This window comes from Aeromonas sp. s5 (genome assembly GCF_040907865.1).
GTDB lineage: Bacteria > Pseudomonadota > Gammaproteobacteria > Enterobacterales > Aeromonadaceae > Aeromonas > Aeromonas dhakensis.
Window position 1 is genome coordinate 104,612 of sequence record NZ_JBFOCO010000023.1, and the last position, 14,423, is coordinate 119,034.

Below are 14,423 nucleotides of genomic sequence, written 5' to 3' on the forward strand. Positions count from 1 at the left end.
TCAGGGTGCCCCTGTCTGTACCCGCAATCAAAGGAAAGAGAGATGCAAAAGGATATCGACACCCTGTTCAGTCATCTGTGGGACAACTACATCAAGGTGACCCCGAGTGCCCACAAGGTGCACACCCTGCTGGGGGGCGGCGAGCCCATCGTCAACGATCACGTGGCGTTTCGCACCTACAACCTGCCCAAGCTGGGGCTGGAGAAGCTGGCGGCCCACTTCCTGGCGCTTGGCTACGAGCAGAAGGGCGAGTACGTGTTCAAGGCCAAGAAGCTCTACGCCAAGCACTTCGAGCACAAGGATCCGGACGCTCCCAAGGTGTTCATCAGCGAGCTGAAGGTAGAGGAGCTCTCCGAAGGCGCCCAGGCCATCATCCACAAGCTGGTGGATCAGGTGCCAGATCATCTGACCGATACCGCCGCCTTCCTCTATGCCGGTGCCCCCTGGCAGGTCTCCTATGCCGACTACCAGACCCTGCTGGCGGAGAGCGAGTATGCGGCCTGGATGGCGGCCTGGGGTTATCGCGCCAACCACTTCACCGTCAACATCAACCGCCTGCGGGATTTCGACACCATAGAGCAGGTGAACGCTGCCCTGAAAGCGGCCGGCTTCGTGCTCAACAGCGTGGGCGGCGAGGTGAAAGGGGACCCGCAGGTGATGCTGGAGCAATCCTCCACCATGGCCGACAAGGCGGACGTGGCCTTCAGCGACGGTGTGCGCACCATCCCGAGCTGCTTCTACGAATTCGCCCTGCGCTACCCGCAGGCGGACGGCGTGCTCTACCCGGGCTTCGTCGAGGCGTCGGCCGACAAGATCTTCGAATCCACCAACGCCATGTAAGGCGGGGCCGGCTCATGCCGGTACGGATGCATGCAAAACGCCTCCCTTGCGGAGGCGTTTTCATTGGCGCAGCGAGGGCTGTGTGGCCTAGCGCTGGTAGAGCTCCCCCTCCAGCACCAGTACCGTCTCCATTCCGGCAGCGCGGCCCGCCTGCAGGCCGATCTGGGTATCTTCGAACACCAGGCAGTTGGCGGGGTTGGCCCCCAGCTGCTCGGCCACTTGCAGGAAGGTGTCGGGGTGGGGCTTGTGGTTGACCACGTCGTCGGCGCTCACTACCACCTGGATATAGGCATCGAGCCCGGTACTTTTGAGGATCGACTCCGCCTGATTGCGCGGCGAGCCCGTGCCGATACCCATGGGGACCTTGCCGTGGCAGCGCCTGACCAGCTCCCACATGGCAGGAAAGACGCTCACTTGCTGGATATGCTCCATGTAGAGGGCCACCTTGCGGCGGGTGAAGGCCTCCACATCGATATCCAGCCCATGCTGTTCGGCCAGAATGGCGACGATCTTGCGGGTGGGAATGCCACCGTACTCGTTGAGCTGGGCGCGATCGAAGGGCAGGCCAAACTCGGCGCTGGTGGCTTCCCAGGCATCCAGGTGGCGCGGCATGGAGTCCACCAGGGTGCCGTCCATATCGAAAATCAGGGCGTCGTACTGCTCAAACCGGAACTGCTCGGACATGGGGCTGCTTCCTCTCGGGGTAAAAGGGCAGCCTACCAGAGCGGGGGGCACATTGCCGCGACCGGGGTCATGCTTGCCGGCACGGATGCCCTGGTTTTGGTCATCTGCCGGTGATGTATGAGACAATAACAAGTTCTGCGCCGCAGACGCTGGAGCAACAAAGGAGCGAGCCCGTCTTATGTCCCCCAAAACCATCTTCTCGAGCGTGGCCCTGGTGATCGCGCTGGGTTCACTGGAAAAGAGCATAGTCACCACCCCGCTGCCCATCATAGGGGCCGAGCTCAATGCCGGCGCCGCCCTCACCTGGGTGGTCACCGCCTACCTGCTGGCGGCCACCGCCGCCCTGCCCATCTACGGCAAACTGAGCGACATGTTCGGTCGTGTGCGCATGCTCAACATCGGTATAGGCCTGTTTCTGGCCGGCTCGGTGGCCTGCGGCCTGGCCCAGGATCTGCCGACCCTGCTGGCCGCCCGGGTGCTGCAGGGGCTGGGAGGCGGCGGCCTGATCGCGCTCGCCTTCACCGTCATCGCCGACAGCATACCGCCGCGGGAGGTGGGCAAGTATCAGGGCTACATCTCGGCGGTCTACGCGGTTTCCAGCATTGCCGGCCCCTTGCTCGGCGGTTATTTTACCGAGCAGCTCAGCTGGCGCTGGATCTTCTGGATCAACCTGCCACTCGGGGCCATCGCCCTCTGGCTGGTGAACCGCAACCTGGGCCACCTCAATGTGCGTCGTCACAGCCGCTTCGACTGGAAGGGGGCGGCGCTGCTCATCACTGTCACCACTCTCACCCTGTTGCTGCTCTCGCCAGAGGCGGCGCTGCCCGCCATCTGGCTCGCGGCCGCGCTGGTGGTGGCCCTGCTGTTGCTGGTGCTGATCGAGCGGCGGGCCCATGACCCCATCTTGCCGGCCCACCTGGCGCGTCAGCCCGGTTATCTGGTGAGCGTGCTGCTGGCGCTGGCCTCGCAACTGCTGATGTTCGCCGTGCTGGTCTACCTGCCGCTGCAGATGCAGTGGCAGAAGGGGATGAGCGCCAGCGACAGCGGCGAGATCATGGTGATCTTCATGGTCTGCATCACGGCGGGGGCCTTCGTCGGCGGCAAGCTGATCGGTCACACCGGCTACTACAAGCGTTTCGTGGTGGTGGGGTTCGCCCTGGCGGCGCTGGCCCTGTGGCAGATCCACTTCGACGTCTGGATCAGGCTGGGGCTGGCGTTTGCCGGCATCGGCCTTGGCCTGGTGCTGCCCGCGCTCTCGGTGGTGGTGCAAAACGCCCTGCCGCGGGAAGATCGCGGCATCGGCATGTCGCTGTTCAACTTTGGCCGCGAGCTGGGCGGGGCGGTCGGGGTGGCCATCTGCGCCGTGCTGTTCCACTCCGTCCTGCCGGCGGGCAGCAGCCACAACCTGGCCAGCCTGAGCCCGGTCGAGCTGGCGCCCGGCTTCAGCGCCACCTATATCGGCATGGCGCTGATCGCCAGTGCCGCCCTGCTGGTCACCCTGCTGGCGTTGAAGCGCCACGAGCTGGCCGACATGCCCGCCTGATGGCCGCCAGCCGATAAAAGAGGGCTCCCCGCGGGGAGCCCTCTTTATTGGTGGCAACTTGAGCGCTTACTCCTGCGCCGGCGCCTCCTTGCCGGCCAGCTGGCTCAGCCAGGCGAAGCGGCGGTGGGCATCCTCCTGCGCCTCTTCATAGAGCCGGCTGGCCACCTCCGGCAGCTGGCGGGTGAGGCGCTCGAAGCGGGGCTCCTGCTGCAGGGTGTCGGCCAGCGACGCGCTGGGGGCGCGAGAGTCCAGTGCCAGCGGCGCCTTGCCCTCCTCCTTGCGGCGCGGATCGTAGCGGTAGAGCGGCCAGAAGCCGGTGGCGGTCAGCTGCTTCATCTGCTCGTGGCTCTGGGCCAGATCGTAGCCGTGCTCCTCGCAGGGGCTGTAGGCGATGATGAGGGAGGGGCCCGGGTAGGCCTCCGCCTCCTGGATCGACTTCACCGTCTGGTTCATCTGGGCGCCGAGGGAGATCTGCGCCACGTAGACGTGACCGTACATCATCACGTTGGCACCGAGATCCTTGCGCCCCTTGCGCTTGCCCTGCTCGCCAAACTTGGTGATGGCGCCGAGCGGGGTGGCCTTGGACTGCTGACCGCCGGTGTTGGAGTAGCACTGGGTGTCGAGCACCAGTACGTTGATGTTCTCCCCCAGGCTCAGCACGTGATCCAGCCCGCCGTAGCCGATGTCGTAGGCCCAGCCGTCGCCGCCGATGAGCCAGACCGATTTTTCCACCAGGTAGTCCGCATCACGGGCCAGCTCCCGGGCCGCTGCGTCGCCGCGCCCCTGCAGCAGGGCGCGCAACAGCGCGATATGGGCCCGCTGCTCGGCGACCGGCAGGCTGGCGTCCTGCAGCCCCTGTTGAAGTTCGGCCGGGACGGCGTCCCCCAGGCTAGCCAGCAGGCGACGTACCCGCTCGCGATGCTGATCCACGGTGAGTCGAAAGCCCAAGCCAAATTCGGCGTTGTCCTCGAACAGGGAGTTGGCCCAGGCCGGGCCACGCCCGTCGGCGTTGGTGGTATAGGGTGTGCTGGGCAGGTTGCCGCCATAAATCGACGAGCAGCCGGTGGCGTTGGCGATGAGCAACCTGTCCCCGTAGAGCTGGGTCAGCAGCTTGATATAGGGGGTCTCGCCGCAGCCGGAGCAGGCGCCGGAGTATTCAAACAGCGGCGAGATGAGCTGGGAGGTGCGGATGTCGATGCGCTCCAGCTGCTCGGCGCTGCGCTCGGGCAAGTCCAGGAAGAAGTCGTAGTTGGCCTTCTGGGCCTCGAGGTGATCCAGCCGCGATTCCATGTTGATCGCCTTGCGATTCGGATCGGCACGATCCTTGGCCGGGCACACCTCGACGCAGAGGTTGCAGCCGGTGCAATCCTCCGGCGCCACCTGCAGCACGTAGTGCTGACCGCGCATGTCGCGGGCCTTCACATCCAGCGCGTCCAGGGTGGCCGGCGCATCGGCCATGGCCGCCTTGTCCACCACCTTGGCGCGGATGGCAGAGTGGGGGCAGGCGGCCACGCAGTAGTTGCACTGGGTGCAGAGGTCTGCCTGCCAGATGGGCACCTCCTTGGCGATGTTGCGCTTCTCCCAGCGGGTGGTGCCCACCGGCCAGGTGCCGTCTGGCGGGAAGGCGGAGACCGGCAGGCTGTCGCCAAGCCCTGCCAGCATGGCGGCGGTGACGGTTTGCACGAAGTCCGGCGCCTTGGGGGAGACCACCGGCGGACGGGGCCGACTGCCGGCCTCCACCTCGCCGAGGGGCACCTGGGTCAGGGCAGTACTGGTGGCCGCGAGGGCTTGCCAGTTGCGTTCGACCAGCGCCTGCCCCTTGCTGCCGTAGCTGTTGGCGATGGCCTGTTTCAGCAACCGGATGGCCTCATCCAGCGGCAGGATGGTGGTGAGCTGGAAGAAGGCCATCTGCATGACGGTGTTGATGCGCTGGCCGAGCTGGCAGTCGCGGGCAATTTTGGCGGCGTTGATGGTGTAGAGGCGGGCACCCTTCTCGCGCAGGGCATGCTGTACCTCGAGGGGGAGGCGGCCCCAGAGCTCGGCCGCACCATAGGGGCTGTTGAGCAGGAAGATGCCCCCCGCCTTGAGCCGTTCCGCCATCTGGTAAAGGTCGATGAACTGCCACTGGTGGCAGCCGACGAAGTCTGCCTCCTCCACTAGGTAGGCCGACTGCAATGGCCGCGTTCCCACCCGCAGGTGGGAGATGGTGAGGCCACCCGCCTTCTTGGAGTCGTAGACGAAGTAGCCCTGGGGGTAGAGCTCGGTGTGGTTGCCGAGGATCTTGATACTGTTCTTGGCCGCCGACACGGTACCGTCGCTGCCAAGGCCGTAAAATAGTGCCTCCAGCTTGAGGTGGCTGGCCGGGGGTACTGAGGTCGGCAGCGGCAGGGAGAGGCCGGTGATGTCGTCAAAGATGCCGACGGTGAAGCGCGGGCGCGGGTTAGCCAGCGCCAGCTCGTCAAACACCGCCTGCACGCAGGCCGGGCCGAACTCCTTGGAAGAGAGGCCGTAGCGCCCGCCGATGACCCGCGGCAAGCTGACCCGCTCACCCCGGCTGACCGCCTCGGCCAGCGCCGCCATCACGTCCAGATAGAGGGGCTCGGCCTGGGCGCCCGGCTCCTTGGTGCGATCCAGCACCGCTATCTTGCTGGCGCTCGCGGGAATGACCGCCAGCAGGTGCGCGGCCGAGAAGGGGCGGTAGAGGCGCACCTTCACCAGCCCCACCCTCTCCCCTTGGGCCAGCAGATGTTCGATCACCTCCTCGCAGGTACCGATGGCGGACCCCATCAGCACCAGCACCCGCTCGGCCTCTGGGTGACCCAGGTATTCGAACGGCCGGTAGTGGCGGCCGGTCTGCGCGCCGAAGGCGTCCATCGCCTCGCTCACGTGGCGATAGCCATCGTCATACCAGGGGTTGCTCGCCTCCCGGCACTGGAAGTAGGTGTCCGGGTTGGCGGCGGTGCCGCGAATGACCGGCTTGTCGGGGGTCAGCGCCCGCTCCCGATGGGCCTGGATCGCCGCCTCGGGCAGCAGGGCGCGCAGGGTGTCGTCAGCGAGCGGCACTATTTTGGCTATCTCGTGGGAGGTGCGAAAACCGTCGAAGAAGTGGATGAAGGGGAGCCGGCTGTTGAGGCTGGCGATTTGGGAGATGAGGGCGAAGTCCTGCGCCTCCTGCACGTTGCTGGCGCAGAGCAGGGCGCAGCCGGTCTGGCGCACCGCCATCACGTCCGAGTGGTCACCGAAGATCGACAGGGCGTGGGTCGCCACGGTGCGCGCCGCCACGTGCAGCACGAAGGGGATGAGTTGACCCGCCAGCTTGTAGAGGTTGGGGATCATCAGCAGCAGCCCCTGGGACGAGGTGAACGAGGTCGCCAGCGCTCCGGTCTGCAGGGCGCCGTGGACGGTGGCGATGGCGCCCCCCTCCGACTGCATCTCCACCACTCGCGGCACATCCCCCCACAGGTTGGCACTGCCTTGGCTCGCCCAGGCCGACGACTGCTCGGCCATGGTGGAGCTGGGGGTGATGGGATAGATGGCGATCACTTCGCTGGTGCGATAAACCACGGAGGCAACGGCGCTGTTGGCGTCCGTCGTTAGCATGTCGTGTTTCATTCTCAAACCTTGGTTGCACAGTCGGCGTGGGTACGCAAACGACAAAAGAGACCGGGCCTTGCCCCGGGGGGAGCGAAAGCGTGCTGTGCCCTTCCTTGTGGCAATTTGTGTCACTGGCCTGTGACGGTGAATTCTCTGATCCTGCGCTGGGGTGAATCAATGTTGCGGCAAGAAAATATGTGATGGAACGTTAATATGAGTAATGTCTCGCGGTTGTGATTGTCAATCTTCAAATTTATCCGCTCGATGAATTAAGGCTTCATATTTATTAAGCAAGAGTCGGCATTGCCAAAATAAATATCTGGTGAATCAGACCATCCTGTTTATGGGGAAATAGATGCCAATGCGTCCCTGCACTGGCATGCAATAATAGTCATCAGAAGGTCATCATTCTCTTGTCATTAAAATTTGTCGGACCAGCCCAGCTGCTGAAAAATCTGCTTTGATTTTTCCCCTTTCAAATATTCGGCGAAAAGTACCGCATCCTGGCTCGGATTCTTGTTAAGGACTATGTTCACATCCCGATATACCACCAGCTGCTCTTCAATCGCCACCACGTCGCCCACGTCCGGGTTGCTCCTGGCCCAGTCAATCCAGGTGATCCAGGCATCGACGTTGGGATCTTCCTGAAACGCCTTGCGGGCACTGCCGCTGTTGGGGGTGTATTGCACTATGTTGTTTCGAAAATCGGCCACCAGCTTGATGTCACCGGTGCGACCTATCATGTCTTCCCACACCCCGGTTCCCGATGTATTGCTGACGCCGGCTCCTTCAGGTACCACTATGCCGATGCCTGGCTTGGTCAGGTCAGTCAAACCCTGGATATTCTTGGGGTTGCCCTTCTTGACCAGAATGATGGCCGGGCGCAGGTAGAGCGGGGTAATCTTGTTGATGTCGAACTGCTGCTGATGGTCGGTGGCGATCGCCAAAGCCGATTGCTCGGAGGCGCCGAACAGCATGTCGGCGTTTTTGCCGGCATCGTCATTCCAGGTCGCCTGCGGCCCGAAATGGACGTTCACCTTGATCCCCGTCTCCGCTTCAAAGGCGTTGCCCACCTTGATCAAGGCGGTGTGCGGCCCGCCGGGGCCATATAAGTTGACGTCCGCCAATGTGGCATAACTGGTCAGCATGGTCACCAATGCGGAAGCCGTCATAAATATATGCTTTTTCATTATCTACACTCCTTTGGGACTGATGGTTCAAGCGAAAAGGACCGGTCGTTTATCGAATTTATTTCAACAAAATATGAACGGTGAAATATTTCATGGTCAGGCATCAATATTATTTAAAGCCGCACAAGCCATGATTTAACATCTCTTCTCTCTTATATTCTGACGCCCACCATACCGGCAATGATGGCCAGCGCGAGGGCTGCCGAGCCGGCCAGTCCGGTGTACCACAGCAGCCTGATGCGGCTCGTTGCCACGCCGTGGGCCGCGAGCACCACTCGCAACCCGGCCAGCAGATGCGCCAGTACGAAGAAGACGCCGAGGGTGTAGTGGGGCACCAGGCGAATGTTCCAGGGATCCATCAGCAGGCCCGCCTCACCACCGGTGGCAAAACTCCAGTCGGTCGGTATGCCGAGTAAGCTGCGGGCATAGATGAACACCGAGTTCATGTGCCCCAGCACGAACACCGACAGATAGACGCCAGAGGCGATCTGGAAGGTGGTCAGCCAGCCATGCCGGGTACTGCTCCAGCGCCAGGCAAGATAGAGACCTGAGCCGACCTGAAAGAGAAACGCCGCCACCAGCAGGGGTTCGACAACGCCGGCCCGGTAGACGGTGCGACCCGCCTCCATGACCCGGGCGTGAAGCTCGGGGCCGACCAACCCGGTCAGGTGATTGGCCAGATGAAAGAGTACATAGCAACAGAGCACCAGTGCGCTGATGCCATGGGCGACGCGCCAGCGTCCCAGTCCGCTCACGGGACGGGCCTGCACTGCCTCTGTCTGGTGTGACTCCCACCCCAGCAGCATGGCGCCAACCCAGAACAGAGACCACACCAGCACATCGGGCAGCGGGCTGCCGACCAGCGTCTGCACCACTCCGAGCAGGACATAGAGGCTGGGGGCCGCCACGCTCAGATAGGCCAGTCGACGCATGCCTGTGGTGATGCCGGGCCGATTGGCGACGATCAGCCCCGCCAGGGGAACGGCCAAGGCCAGCAGCAGCGAGAGCAGGGCGCCGAGCAGACTGGCAGCGCCGTTCTGGCCGACCAATGTGTTGAAGATCACTAACAGAAACGGATAGCCGAGCGCGGCCAGCGGGGGGAGCACACAGAGTGAGTGAGGGCGCTGCACCATGATGTGCTCGCGGCTCTCGTCCGCGATCCTGGAAGGTAAGGGCATACTGATATTCCTGCTTGATAGGGCGGAAAACCACCTTGATTCGGGTCTATTCAGATAACCGCGGCGCGATATCCTGCGCGGGGCAACCCGTCATGCCGCCATGAGCGAGGGGCCGCAGTGACCGAGTGTCGGCTCCCAGCAATCGGGGCCGGCGAGAGGTGGGCCAATCTATTCCAGGGAATATCTCAGCAAGGAGGGCAGGTAATGCATATGTTTTATTTCCCCTTTAACTGAGCGCTAGGTTGATAATGTGAGGATAAAAAAAGCGGCCAAGGGGTAACAGGGACAAGAATGGTCATATGGAGTAGTCCATACAGATAACAGGGAGTAATTGGATTTCCTTTGACTCCCTTTTATTGATTGCCGACAACCGGCAGGCTGGCAGAGATAATTCGGCCACAGCGTGATATAAAGACGGGCGGGAGGCGACGGATTTTAATCTTGACGTATCACGCAGGCTTGTATAAAAAATACGCCAACTGATAGCGCTATACCAAGGAGAGTGTGTCGTGTTCGAGTTCACTGTTAATAAGGCGGCGCTGCTGTCTCTTTCACTGTTATTTACCTCCTCGGCCATGGCCATGGAAATATCTGCAGATAAAACCAGAACGGTTCAGGAGTTTACCGGCAATGTCATATTGAAGGTAAATGATAATGAGTCTGTGACTGTCTCTGCCGATTCGGTCAGAAAAAGCCAGGATGGCATGGAATATTCTGGCAAGGTCACCTTGTCTGCCGAAAAATTCAATGCCGAAGCTGATGAAATAAAGTCGGCGACAGATGGCCACGGTACGACCACCTTTACCACTGACAAGCTGACGCTGATCAGCAAATAGCGGTCAGCCAATGCACGCCCGTGATGGCGCCATATACCATGTTTTCATGGTACAGGGTGTTATCAGCCAATATTGTCATGCTGCTCTTCTATCGTGATGCCAACAGGAGTGGATAATGGATAAACAACGGAAGTGATAGAATACAGAGCCATATTTCATGGACCCCTCTCATGGACATTCAGGATCTGAACCTCAGCCGGGAGCAGGCAACCCCGCTCTATCTGCAGATATACCAGCGCTATTGCCATGCCATCGCGAGCGGAGCCTTGAACGCCGGTGACCGTGTACCCTCGGTGCGCAGTCTGGCAAGCGAACTCAACCTTGCGCGTGGCACGGTTGAAATGGCCTATCAGATGCTGATCGGTGAAGGGTATCTGATATCCCGTGGTGCCGCGGGCACTGTGGTTGCCGCCGGGCTGAACAGGCTCGTCGAGGCGCCCCCCTCTCCCCGACCCGCCGCCACACCTGCGCCGACCCAGGGGATCCCTCACAGCGAAATCCTGCCGTTCCAATTGGGCGTGCCCGCGCTGGATCTGTTCCCGCGCAAGAGCTGGGCCCGGCTTGCCACCCGGCATCTGCGCAATATGGAGATGGTGACGCCGGATCCTGCCGGGCACCCGGCCCTGCGCCGCGCCATCGCCACCTATCTGGGCATTTCACGGGGGATCCGCTGCAGCCACGAACAGGTATTCATCACGGTTGGTTATCGGGGGGCGCTGGATCTGGTGTGCCGCGCCCTGCTGCGAGCGGGAGATCTGGGCTGGTTTGAAGAGCCAGGCTATTTTCATGCGCGCCAGTTTTTGCAGCAGGCGGGCCTGCGGTTGCACCCGGTGCCCGTCGACATGCACGGCATGGATGTCAGCCAGGGTGAGCAAACCGCCGGCGAGGCCCGGTTTGCGGTGGTCACCCCCACCCACCAGAGCCCGATGGGGGTGGCCCTCAGCCTGCCGCGTCGACTGGCGCTGCTGGAGTGGGCGGAGCGGCGCAACGCCTGGATCATCGAAGATGACTATGACAGCGAGTTTCGCTACCACGGCCGGCCCTTGCCCCCCCTCAAGAGCCTGGATCATCAGGGGCGCGTGCTCTACACGGGGACCTTCAGCAAGGTGCTCTACCCCGGCCTTAGGCTGGCCTATCTGGTGGTGCCCGAGGCACAGGTCGCCCGTTTTCGCGAGCTGGTGGCGCAGCTGCCCGGCGCGGGTAATCCGGTGCTGCAGGCCACCCTGGCAGACTTCATGGATCAGGGGCATTTCACCCGCCACCTGAGCAAGATGCGCAGAGTCTATGCCGAGCGGCATGGTTATCTGGTCGATGCCTTGGCCACCCGCCTGGGCGACCGGTTGCGGGTGCAGCCGCAGGCTGGCGGGATCCAGCTATTGGCGCAGGTTGCCGGGGGCGTGACGGATCAGCAGTTGGTTGAGGTCGCCCAAGCCAATGGGCTGGCGTTGCATGCCCTGAGTAGCTGGTACATGAACCCGGCGCAGCAAAGGGGGGTGATGATGGGGTTTGCCAACTTTGCCAGCGCAGAGCAGGCCGATCGGGCCGTGCAGCAGCTGTTGTCCCTGTGGCCGGCAGAGTGAGCGCCATCCCTGGGTGATGCACTTCCCCGGCTTGTGAAGGGGCTGGTTACCAGGCGTCGTCTGCCACATGGCAGAGGTCATGAAGAGGGCTCCCGCGGGAGCCCTCTTGTCATTGTGCCTGTTGTACTCAGCCCGGCAGCTGCACCGGGCGCAGGGCGAGGATGGCCCCGCCAAACAGCAACAGGGCCAGCAGGGCCATGGCCGTGGGGCCGGCGCTGTAGGCAAAGCCGGCGACGGCGGACCAGAGCGCTACCCCGAGGTGCATCAGGGTCATGGCCAGCGACATCAGCATGCCGCGCTGGGCCGGGGCGAGCTGGGCGATGTAACCCTGCAGCGCCGGTGAGCCGATGCCGCCGGCCAGCGCCCACAGGCCCAGCGGCAGGGCGAGGCTGGCCAGGCTGTCGGCCGGATAGAGGTAGAAGAAGGCGCTGACCAGGGCGCACACCACCAGGGCGCCGCGCATCAGGGGTCGGCCGCTCTCCACATAGCCGGCCAGGCGCGGCATCAGCACGTTGCCGACCACGCTGATAACGCCAAGGGCGCCGTAGAGCAGCCCCACCGACCAGACAGGCAGCCCCTGGCTGTCGTGCAGGTGCTGGCCAACCAGGTTGAACAGGCCGATGCCACCCCCCAGTCCCAACCCCATGGCGAGCAGGGCACCGAGTGCCCCCGGAATGGCCAGCACCGAGCCCTGCACCGCGGGGTGTGTGCCGCTGGCATGAACCTGCGGCGTGCGCGCCGTGAGCCAGGCCAAGGCCGCCGCCACGGCCCAGGCGCAGAGGCCGAGCACGATGAAGGGGGTGCGCCAACTGCTGAGCTGGGCCAGCAGGGCGCCCACCGCCGGGCTCGAGATCATGCCGAGGGTGAGCCCCGACTGTACCCAGGCGATGCGCTTCATGGCGTCGGCCGGTGCCCCGTCCGCCGCCATGGCGAAGGCGATGGGGAGCATGCCGGCACTGGCCAGCCCGGTGATCACCCGGGTCGCCAGCCCAACCTCGAAGCTCGCCACCAGGCCGGTGGCCACCGAGGCGGCGCCAAACAGCAGAGAGGCCGGCAGCATCACCAGCAGCCGGCCGCGGCGATCCGACAGGCCACCGAGCAGGGGGGCGATGAGGGCCAGCGCCACGCTGTAGGCGGTGATGAACAGGGTCACCCGCTCCGGAGCGACCCCCAGCTCGGCGCCGATGGGGGCGAGCAGGGGGCCCAGCATCAGCTCATCGGCCCCGACCAGAAACGCAATCAAAAACAGCAGTACTTTCAGCAACATAACTTTTATTCCTTAAGCTTGGGTCGACACGGCGGCGAAATGCTGGATGTCTACCACCCGATCCGGCCAGTCGGCCACAAAGGCCGGCTCGTGGCAGACGGCGAGCACGCTGCCCGGGTAGTCGCACAGGGCCTGGCGCAGGGCGGCCTTGGTGGCGGCATCCAAGTGGGTGGTCGGCTCATCCAATATCAGCAGATGAGTGGGCTGCAGCGCCAGTCGGCACAGCTTGACCCGGGTCTGCTCACCGCCGCTCAGGGCACTGATGGGCTGGATGGCCAGCTTGCCGCCGATGCCAAGGCGCGCCAGCTGCTGGCGGGCCCCCTTGTCATCCAGCCCGGGGGCGGCCGCCTTGACCAGAGCCAGCGGGGTGACCGCGGGATCGGGCCAGTGCAACGCCTGCTCGAAGTAACCCGACTTGAGGCCGGGGGCCAGGGCCAGTTCACCGGCGAGCGGGGCGAGGCGGCCGGTCAGGGTGTTGAGCAGGGTCGACTTGCCGATGCCGTTGAAGCCGGCGATCACCACCTTCTCGCCGCGGCGCAGCTGCAGGCTGAGCGGCGCCAGCAGGGGCTGGTGGTAGCCGATCTCCAGCTCGCTTGCGGTCAGCAGTTGCGGCTGGCCCCCCTGGGCGGCGCGAAAGCTGAGGGTGACCGGTTTGGCCTGCTCGGGGGCCGCCAGTCGCTCGATGCGCGCCAGCTGCTTCTTGCGGCCGTTGGCGATGCTGGCGTTGACCCCGGCCCCGTTCTTGGCGATGAACTGCTCGAGCCTGTCGATCTGCCGCTGCTGGGCCTGGTATTGACGGGCGTGCAGCGTCTCGGCGGCGCCCTTCTGGGCCAGCGCCTGGTCGAGGTTGCCGCGATAGGTGTGGATCTGCTGGCGGTCGATGTCGGCGATGGCGGTGGCGATGCGGTTGACGAAGGCGCGGTCGTGGGAGACCACCAGGAAGGCGCCGGGGAAGCGCTCCAGATAGCCTGCCAGCCAGTCGACGTGAGCTGTGTCCAGGTAGTTGGTCGGCTCGTCGAGCAGCAGCACCTCCGGCGTGCGCAGCAGCAGGCCGGCCAGCATCACCTTGTGGCGCTGGCCGCCGCTTAAACTGGCTAGCCGGGTCTGCATGCCGAGCTGGGTCAGACCGAGGCCGGCCGCCACCTCGTCGATGCGCGGATCTAACTGGTAAAAACCCTGGCTCTCCAGGTGCGCCTGCAGATCGGCCGCCCGGGCCAGCTGCTGCGGCCCCAGTTTGGGGTCGGCGTAGAGGGCCAGCATCTCGGCTTCCGCCTCATAGAGGTCGGCGAATACCGACTGCAGGTAGCCCCGCAGGGTGAGGTGGCCATCCCGCGCGGCGTGCTGGTCGAGATAGCCCGCCTTGATGCCGGGCTGCCAGAGGATGTCGCCGCCGTCTGGCAGACGCTCCCCCTGGATCAGCTGGAGCAGGGTGCTCTTGCCGGCGCCGTTGTGGCCGGTGAGGCAGACATGCTCGCCGGCGTTGAGACGAAAGCTCGCCTGCTGGTACAGGGTCTTGTCGCCGATGTGATAGGTCAGGTTGTGGATAGTGAGCACACTCATGGTTGTAACATCCATAAAAAAACGGGGGGCAGGTACGCGACGTACCGGCCCCCCGTCTCAGCAAGGTGAAACGCTGCCAAATGGCAGAGACAAAAAGGCCGGCGATGAAGCATCTCGCCGGCCTGTGTCTCCTGTTTTCATCAGATGCGGG

10 protein-coding genes are annotated in these 14,423 nt (G+C 63.7%); 4 read left to right on the plus strand and 6 right to left on the minus strand.

Features of this window, described 5'->3' with window-relative positions; all coding sequences use genetic code 11:
• Positions 1-42: 42 nt before the first annotated feature.
• On the plus strand, positions 43-840 hold the full coding sequence (locus AB5Y94_RS13285) for a DUF1338 domain-containing protein (protein ID WP_005298414.1): 798 nt from the start codon (positions 43-45) through the stop codon (positions 838-840).
• A gap of 87 nt (positions 841-927) precedes the next feature.
• Here the strand turns inward: AB5Y94_RS13285 and AB5Y94_RS13290 are convergent, their stop codons facing one another.
• Positions 928-1,524: an HAD family phosphatase gene (locus AB5Y94_RS13290; protein WP_005298416.1), complete on the minus strand. Its 597-nt coding sequence runs from the start codon at positions 1,522-1,524 to the stop codon at positions 928-930.
• Between the two features lie 178 nt (positions 1,525-1,702).
• Here AB5Y94_RS13290 and AB5Y94_RS13295 point away from each other — a divergent pair, with 178 nt between their 5' ends.
• The gene (locus AB5Y94_RS13295; RefSeq protein ID WP_368205741.1) at positions 1,703-3,067 is read left to right on the plus strand and encodes an MDR family MFS transporter; all 1,365 of its coding nucleotides are present in this window, start codon (positions 1,703-1,705) and stop codon (positions 3,065-3,067) included.
• A 66-nt stretch (positions 3,068-3,133) separates the two neighbouring features.
• Here the strand turns inward: AB5Y94_RS13295 and nifJ are convergent, their stop codons facing one another.
• The 3 genes from nifJ to AB5Y94_RS13310 form a co-directional block, all read right to left on the minus strand.
• Entirely contained in the window at positions 3,134-6,667 is a 3,534-nt protein-coding gene (gene nifJ / locus AB5Y94_RS13300; RefSeq protein ID WP_368205743.1) for a pyruvate:ferredoxin (flavodoxin) oxidoreductase, read from the minus strand.
• 413 nt (positions 6,668-7,080) lie between these two features.
• On the minus strand, positions 7,081-7,851 hold the full coding sequence (locus tag AB5Y94_RS13305; RefSeq protein ID WP_368205745.1) for a substrate-binding domain-containing protein: 771 nt from the start codon (positions 7,849-7,851) through the stop codon (positions 7,081-7,083).
• 152 nt (positions 7,852-8,003) lie between these two features.
• Positions 8,004-9,029: a hypothetical protein gene (locus AB5Y94_RS13310; protein ID WP_368205747.1), complete on the minus strand. Its 1,026-nt coding sequence runs from the start codon at positions 9,027-9,029 to the stop codon at positions 8,004-8,006.
• A 509-nt stretch (positions 9,030-9,538) separates the two neighbouring features.
• On the opposite strand from AB5Y94_RS13310, the gene AB5Y94_RS13315 reads away from it, so the two are divergent.
• Positions 9,539-9,865, plus strand: a complete 327-nt coding sequence (locus AB5Y94_RS13315) for a hypothetical protein (protein ID WP_042049954.1) — start codon at positions 9,539-9,541, stop codon at positions 9,863-9,865.
• 170 nt (positions 9,866-10,035) lie between these two features.
• Positions 10,036-11,445: a PLP-dependent aminotransferase family protein gene (locus AB5Y94_RS13320; protein ID WP_274437905.1), complete on the plus strand. Its 1,410-nt coding sequence runs from the start codon at positions 10,036-10,038 to the stop codon at positions 11,443-11,445.
• Between the two features lie 127 nt (positions 11,446-11,572).
• On the opposite strand, the gene AB5Y94_RS13325 is transcribed toward AB5Y94_RS13320, so the two are convergent.
• Complete coding sequence (locus tag AB5Y94_RS13325; RefSeq protein WP_368205748.1) at positions 11,573-12,712, minus strand: MFS transporter; 1,140 nt, start codon at positions 12,710-12,712, stop codon at positions 11,573-11,575.
• Between the two features lie 12 nt (positions 12,713-12,724).
• Positions 12,725-14,272: an ABC-F family ATP-binding cassette domain-containing protein gene (locus tag AB5Y94_RS13330; RefSeq protein WP_368205750.1), complete on the minus strand. Its 1,548-nt coding sequence runs from the start codon at positions 14,270-14,272 to the stop codon at positions 12,725-12,727.
• Between the last annotated feature and the right edge of the window lie 151 nt (positions 14,273-14,423).

Bases quoted from the DNA above. Each gene is read 5' to 3' on its own strand.
- AB5Y94_RS13325 (WP_368205748.1), bottom strand. From the start codon at position 12,712: ATGTTGCTGAAAGTACTGCTGTTTTTGATTGCGTTTCTGGTCGGGGCC.
- AB5Y94_RS13290 (WP_005298416.1), bottom strand. From the start codon at position 1,524: ATGTCCGAGCAGTTCCGGTTTGAGCAGTACGACGCCCTGATTTTCGAT.
- AB5Y94_RS13295 (WP_368205741.1), top strand. From the start codon at position 1,703: ATGTCCCCCAAAACCATCTTCTCGAGCGTGGCCCTGGTGATCGCGCTG.
- AB5Y94_RS13330 (WP_368205750.1), bottom strand. From the start codon at position 14,272: ATGAGTGTGCTCACTATCCACAACCTGACCTATCACATCGGCGACAAG.
- nifJ (WP_368205743.1), bottom strand. From the start codon at position 6,667: ATGCTAACGACGGACGCCAACAGCGCCGTTGCCTCCGTGGTTTATCGC.
- AB5Y94_RS13320 (WP_274437905.1), top strand. From the start codon at position 10,036: ATGGACATTCAGGATCTGAACCTCAGCCGGGAGCAGGCAACCCCGCTC.
- AB5Y94_RS13310 (WP_368205747.1), bottom strand. From the start codon at position 9,029: ATGCCCTTACCTTCCAGGATCGCGGACGAGAGCCGCGAGCACATCATG.
- AB5Y94_RS13305 (WP_368205745.1), bottom strand. From the start codon at position 7,851: ATGAAAAAGCATATATTTATGACGGCTTCCGCATTGGTGACCATGCTG.
- AB5Y94_RS13285 (WP_005298414.1), top strand. From the start codon at position 43: ATGCAAAAGGATATCGACACCCTGTTCAGTCATCTGTGGGACAACTAC.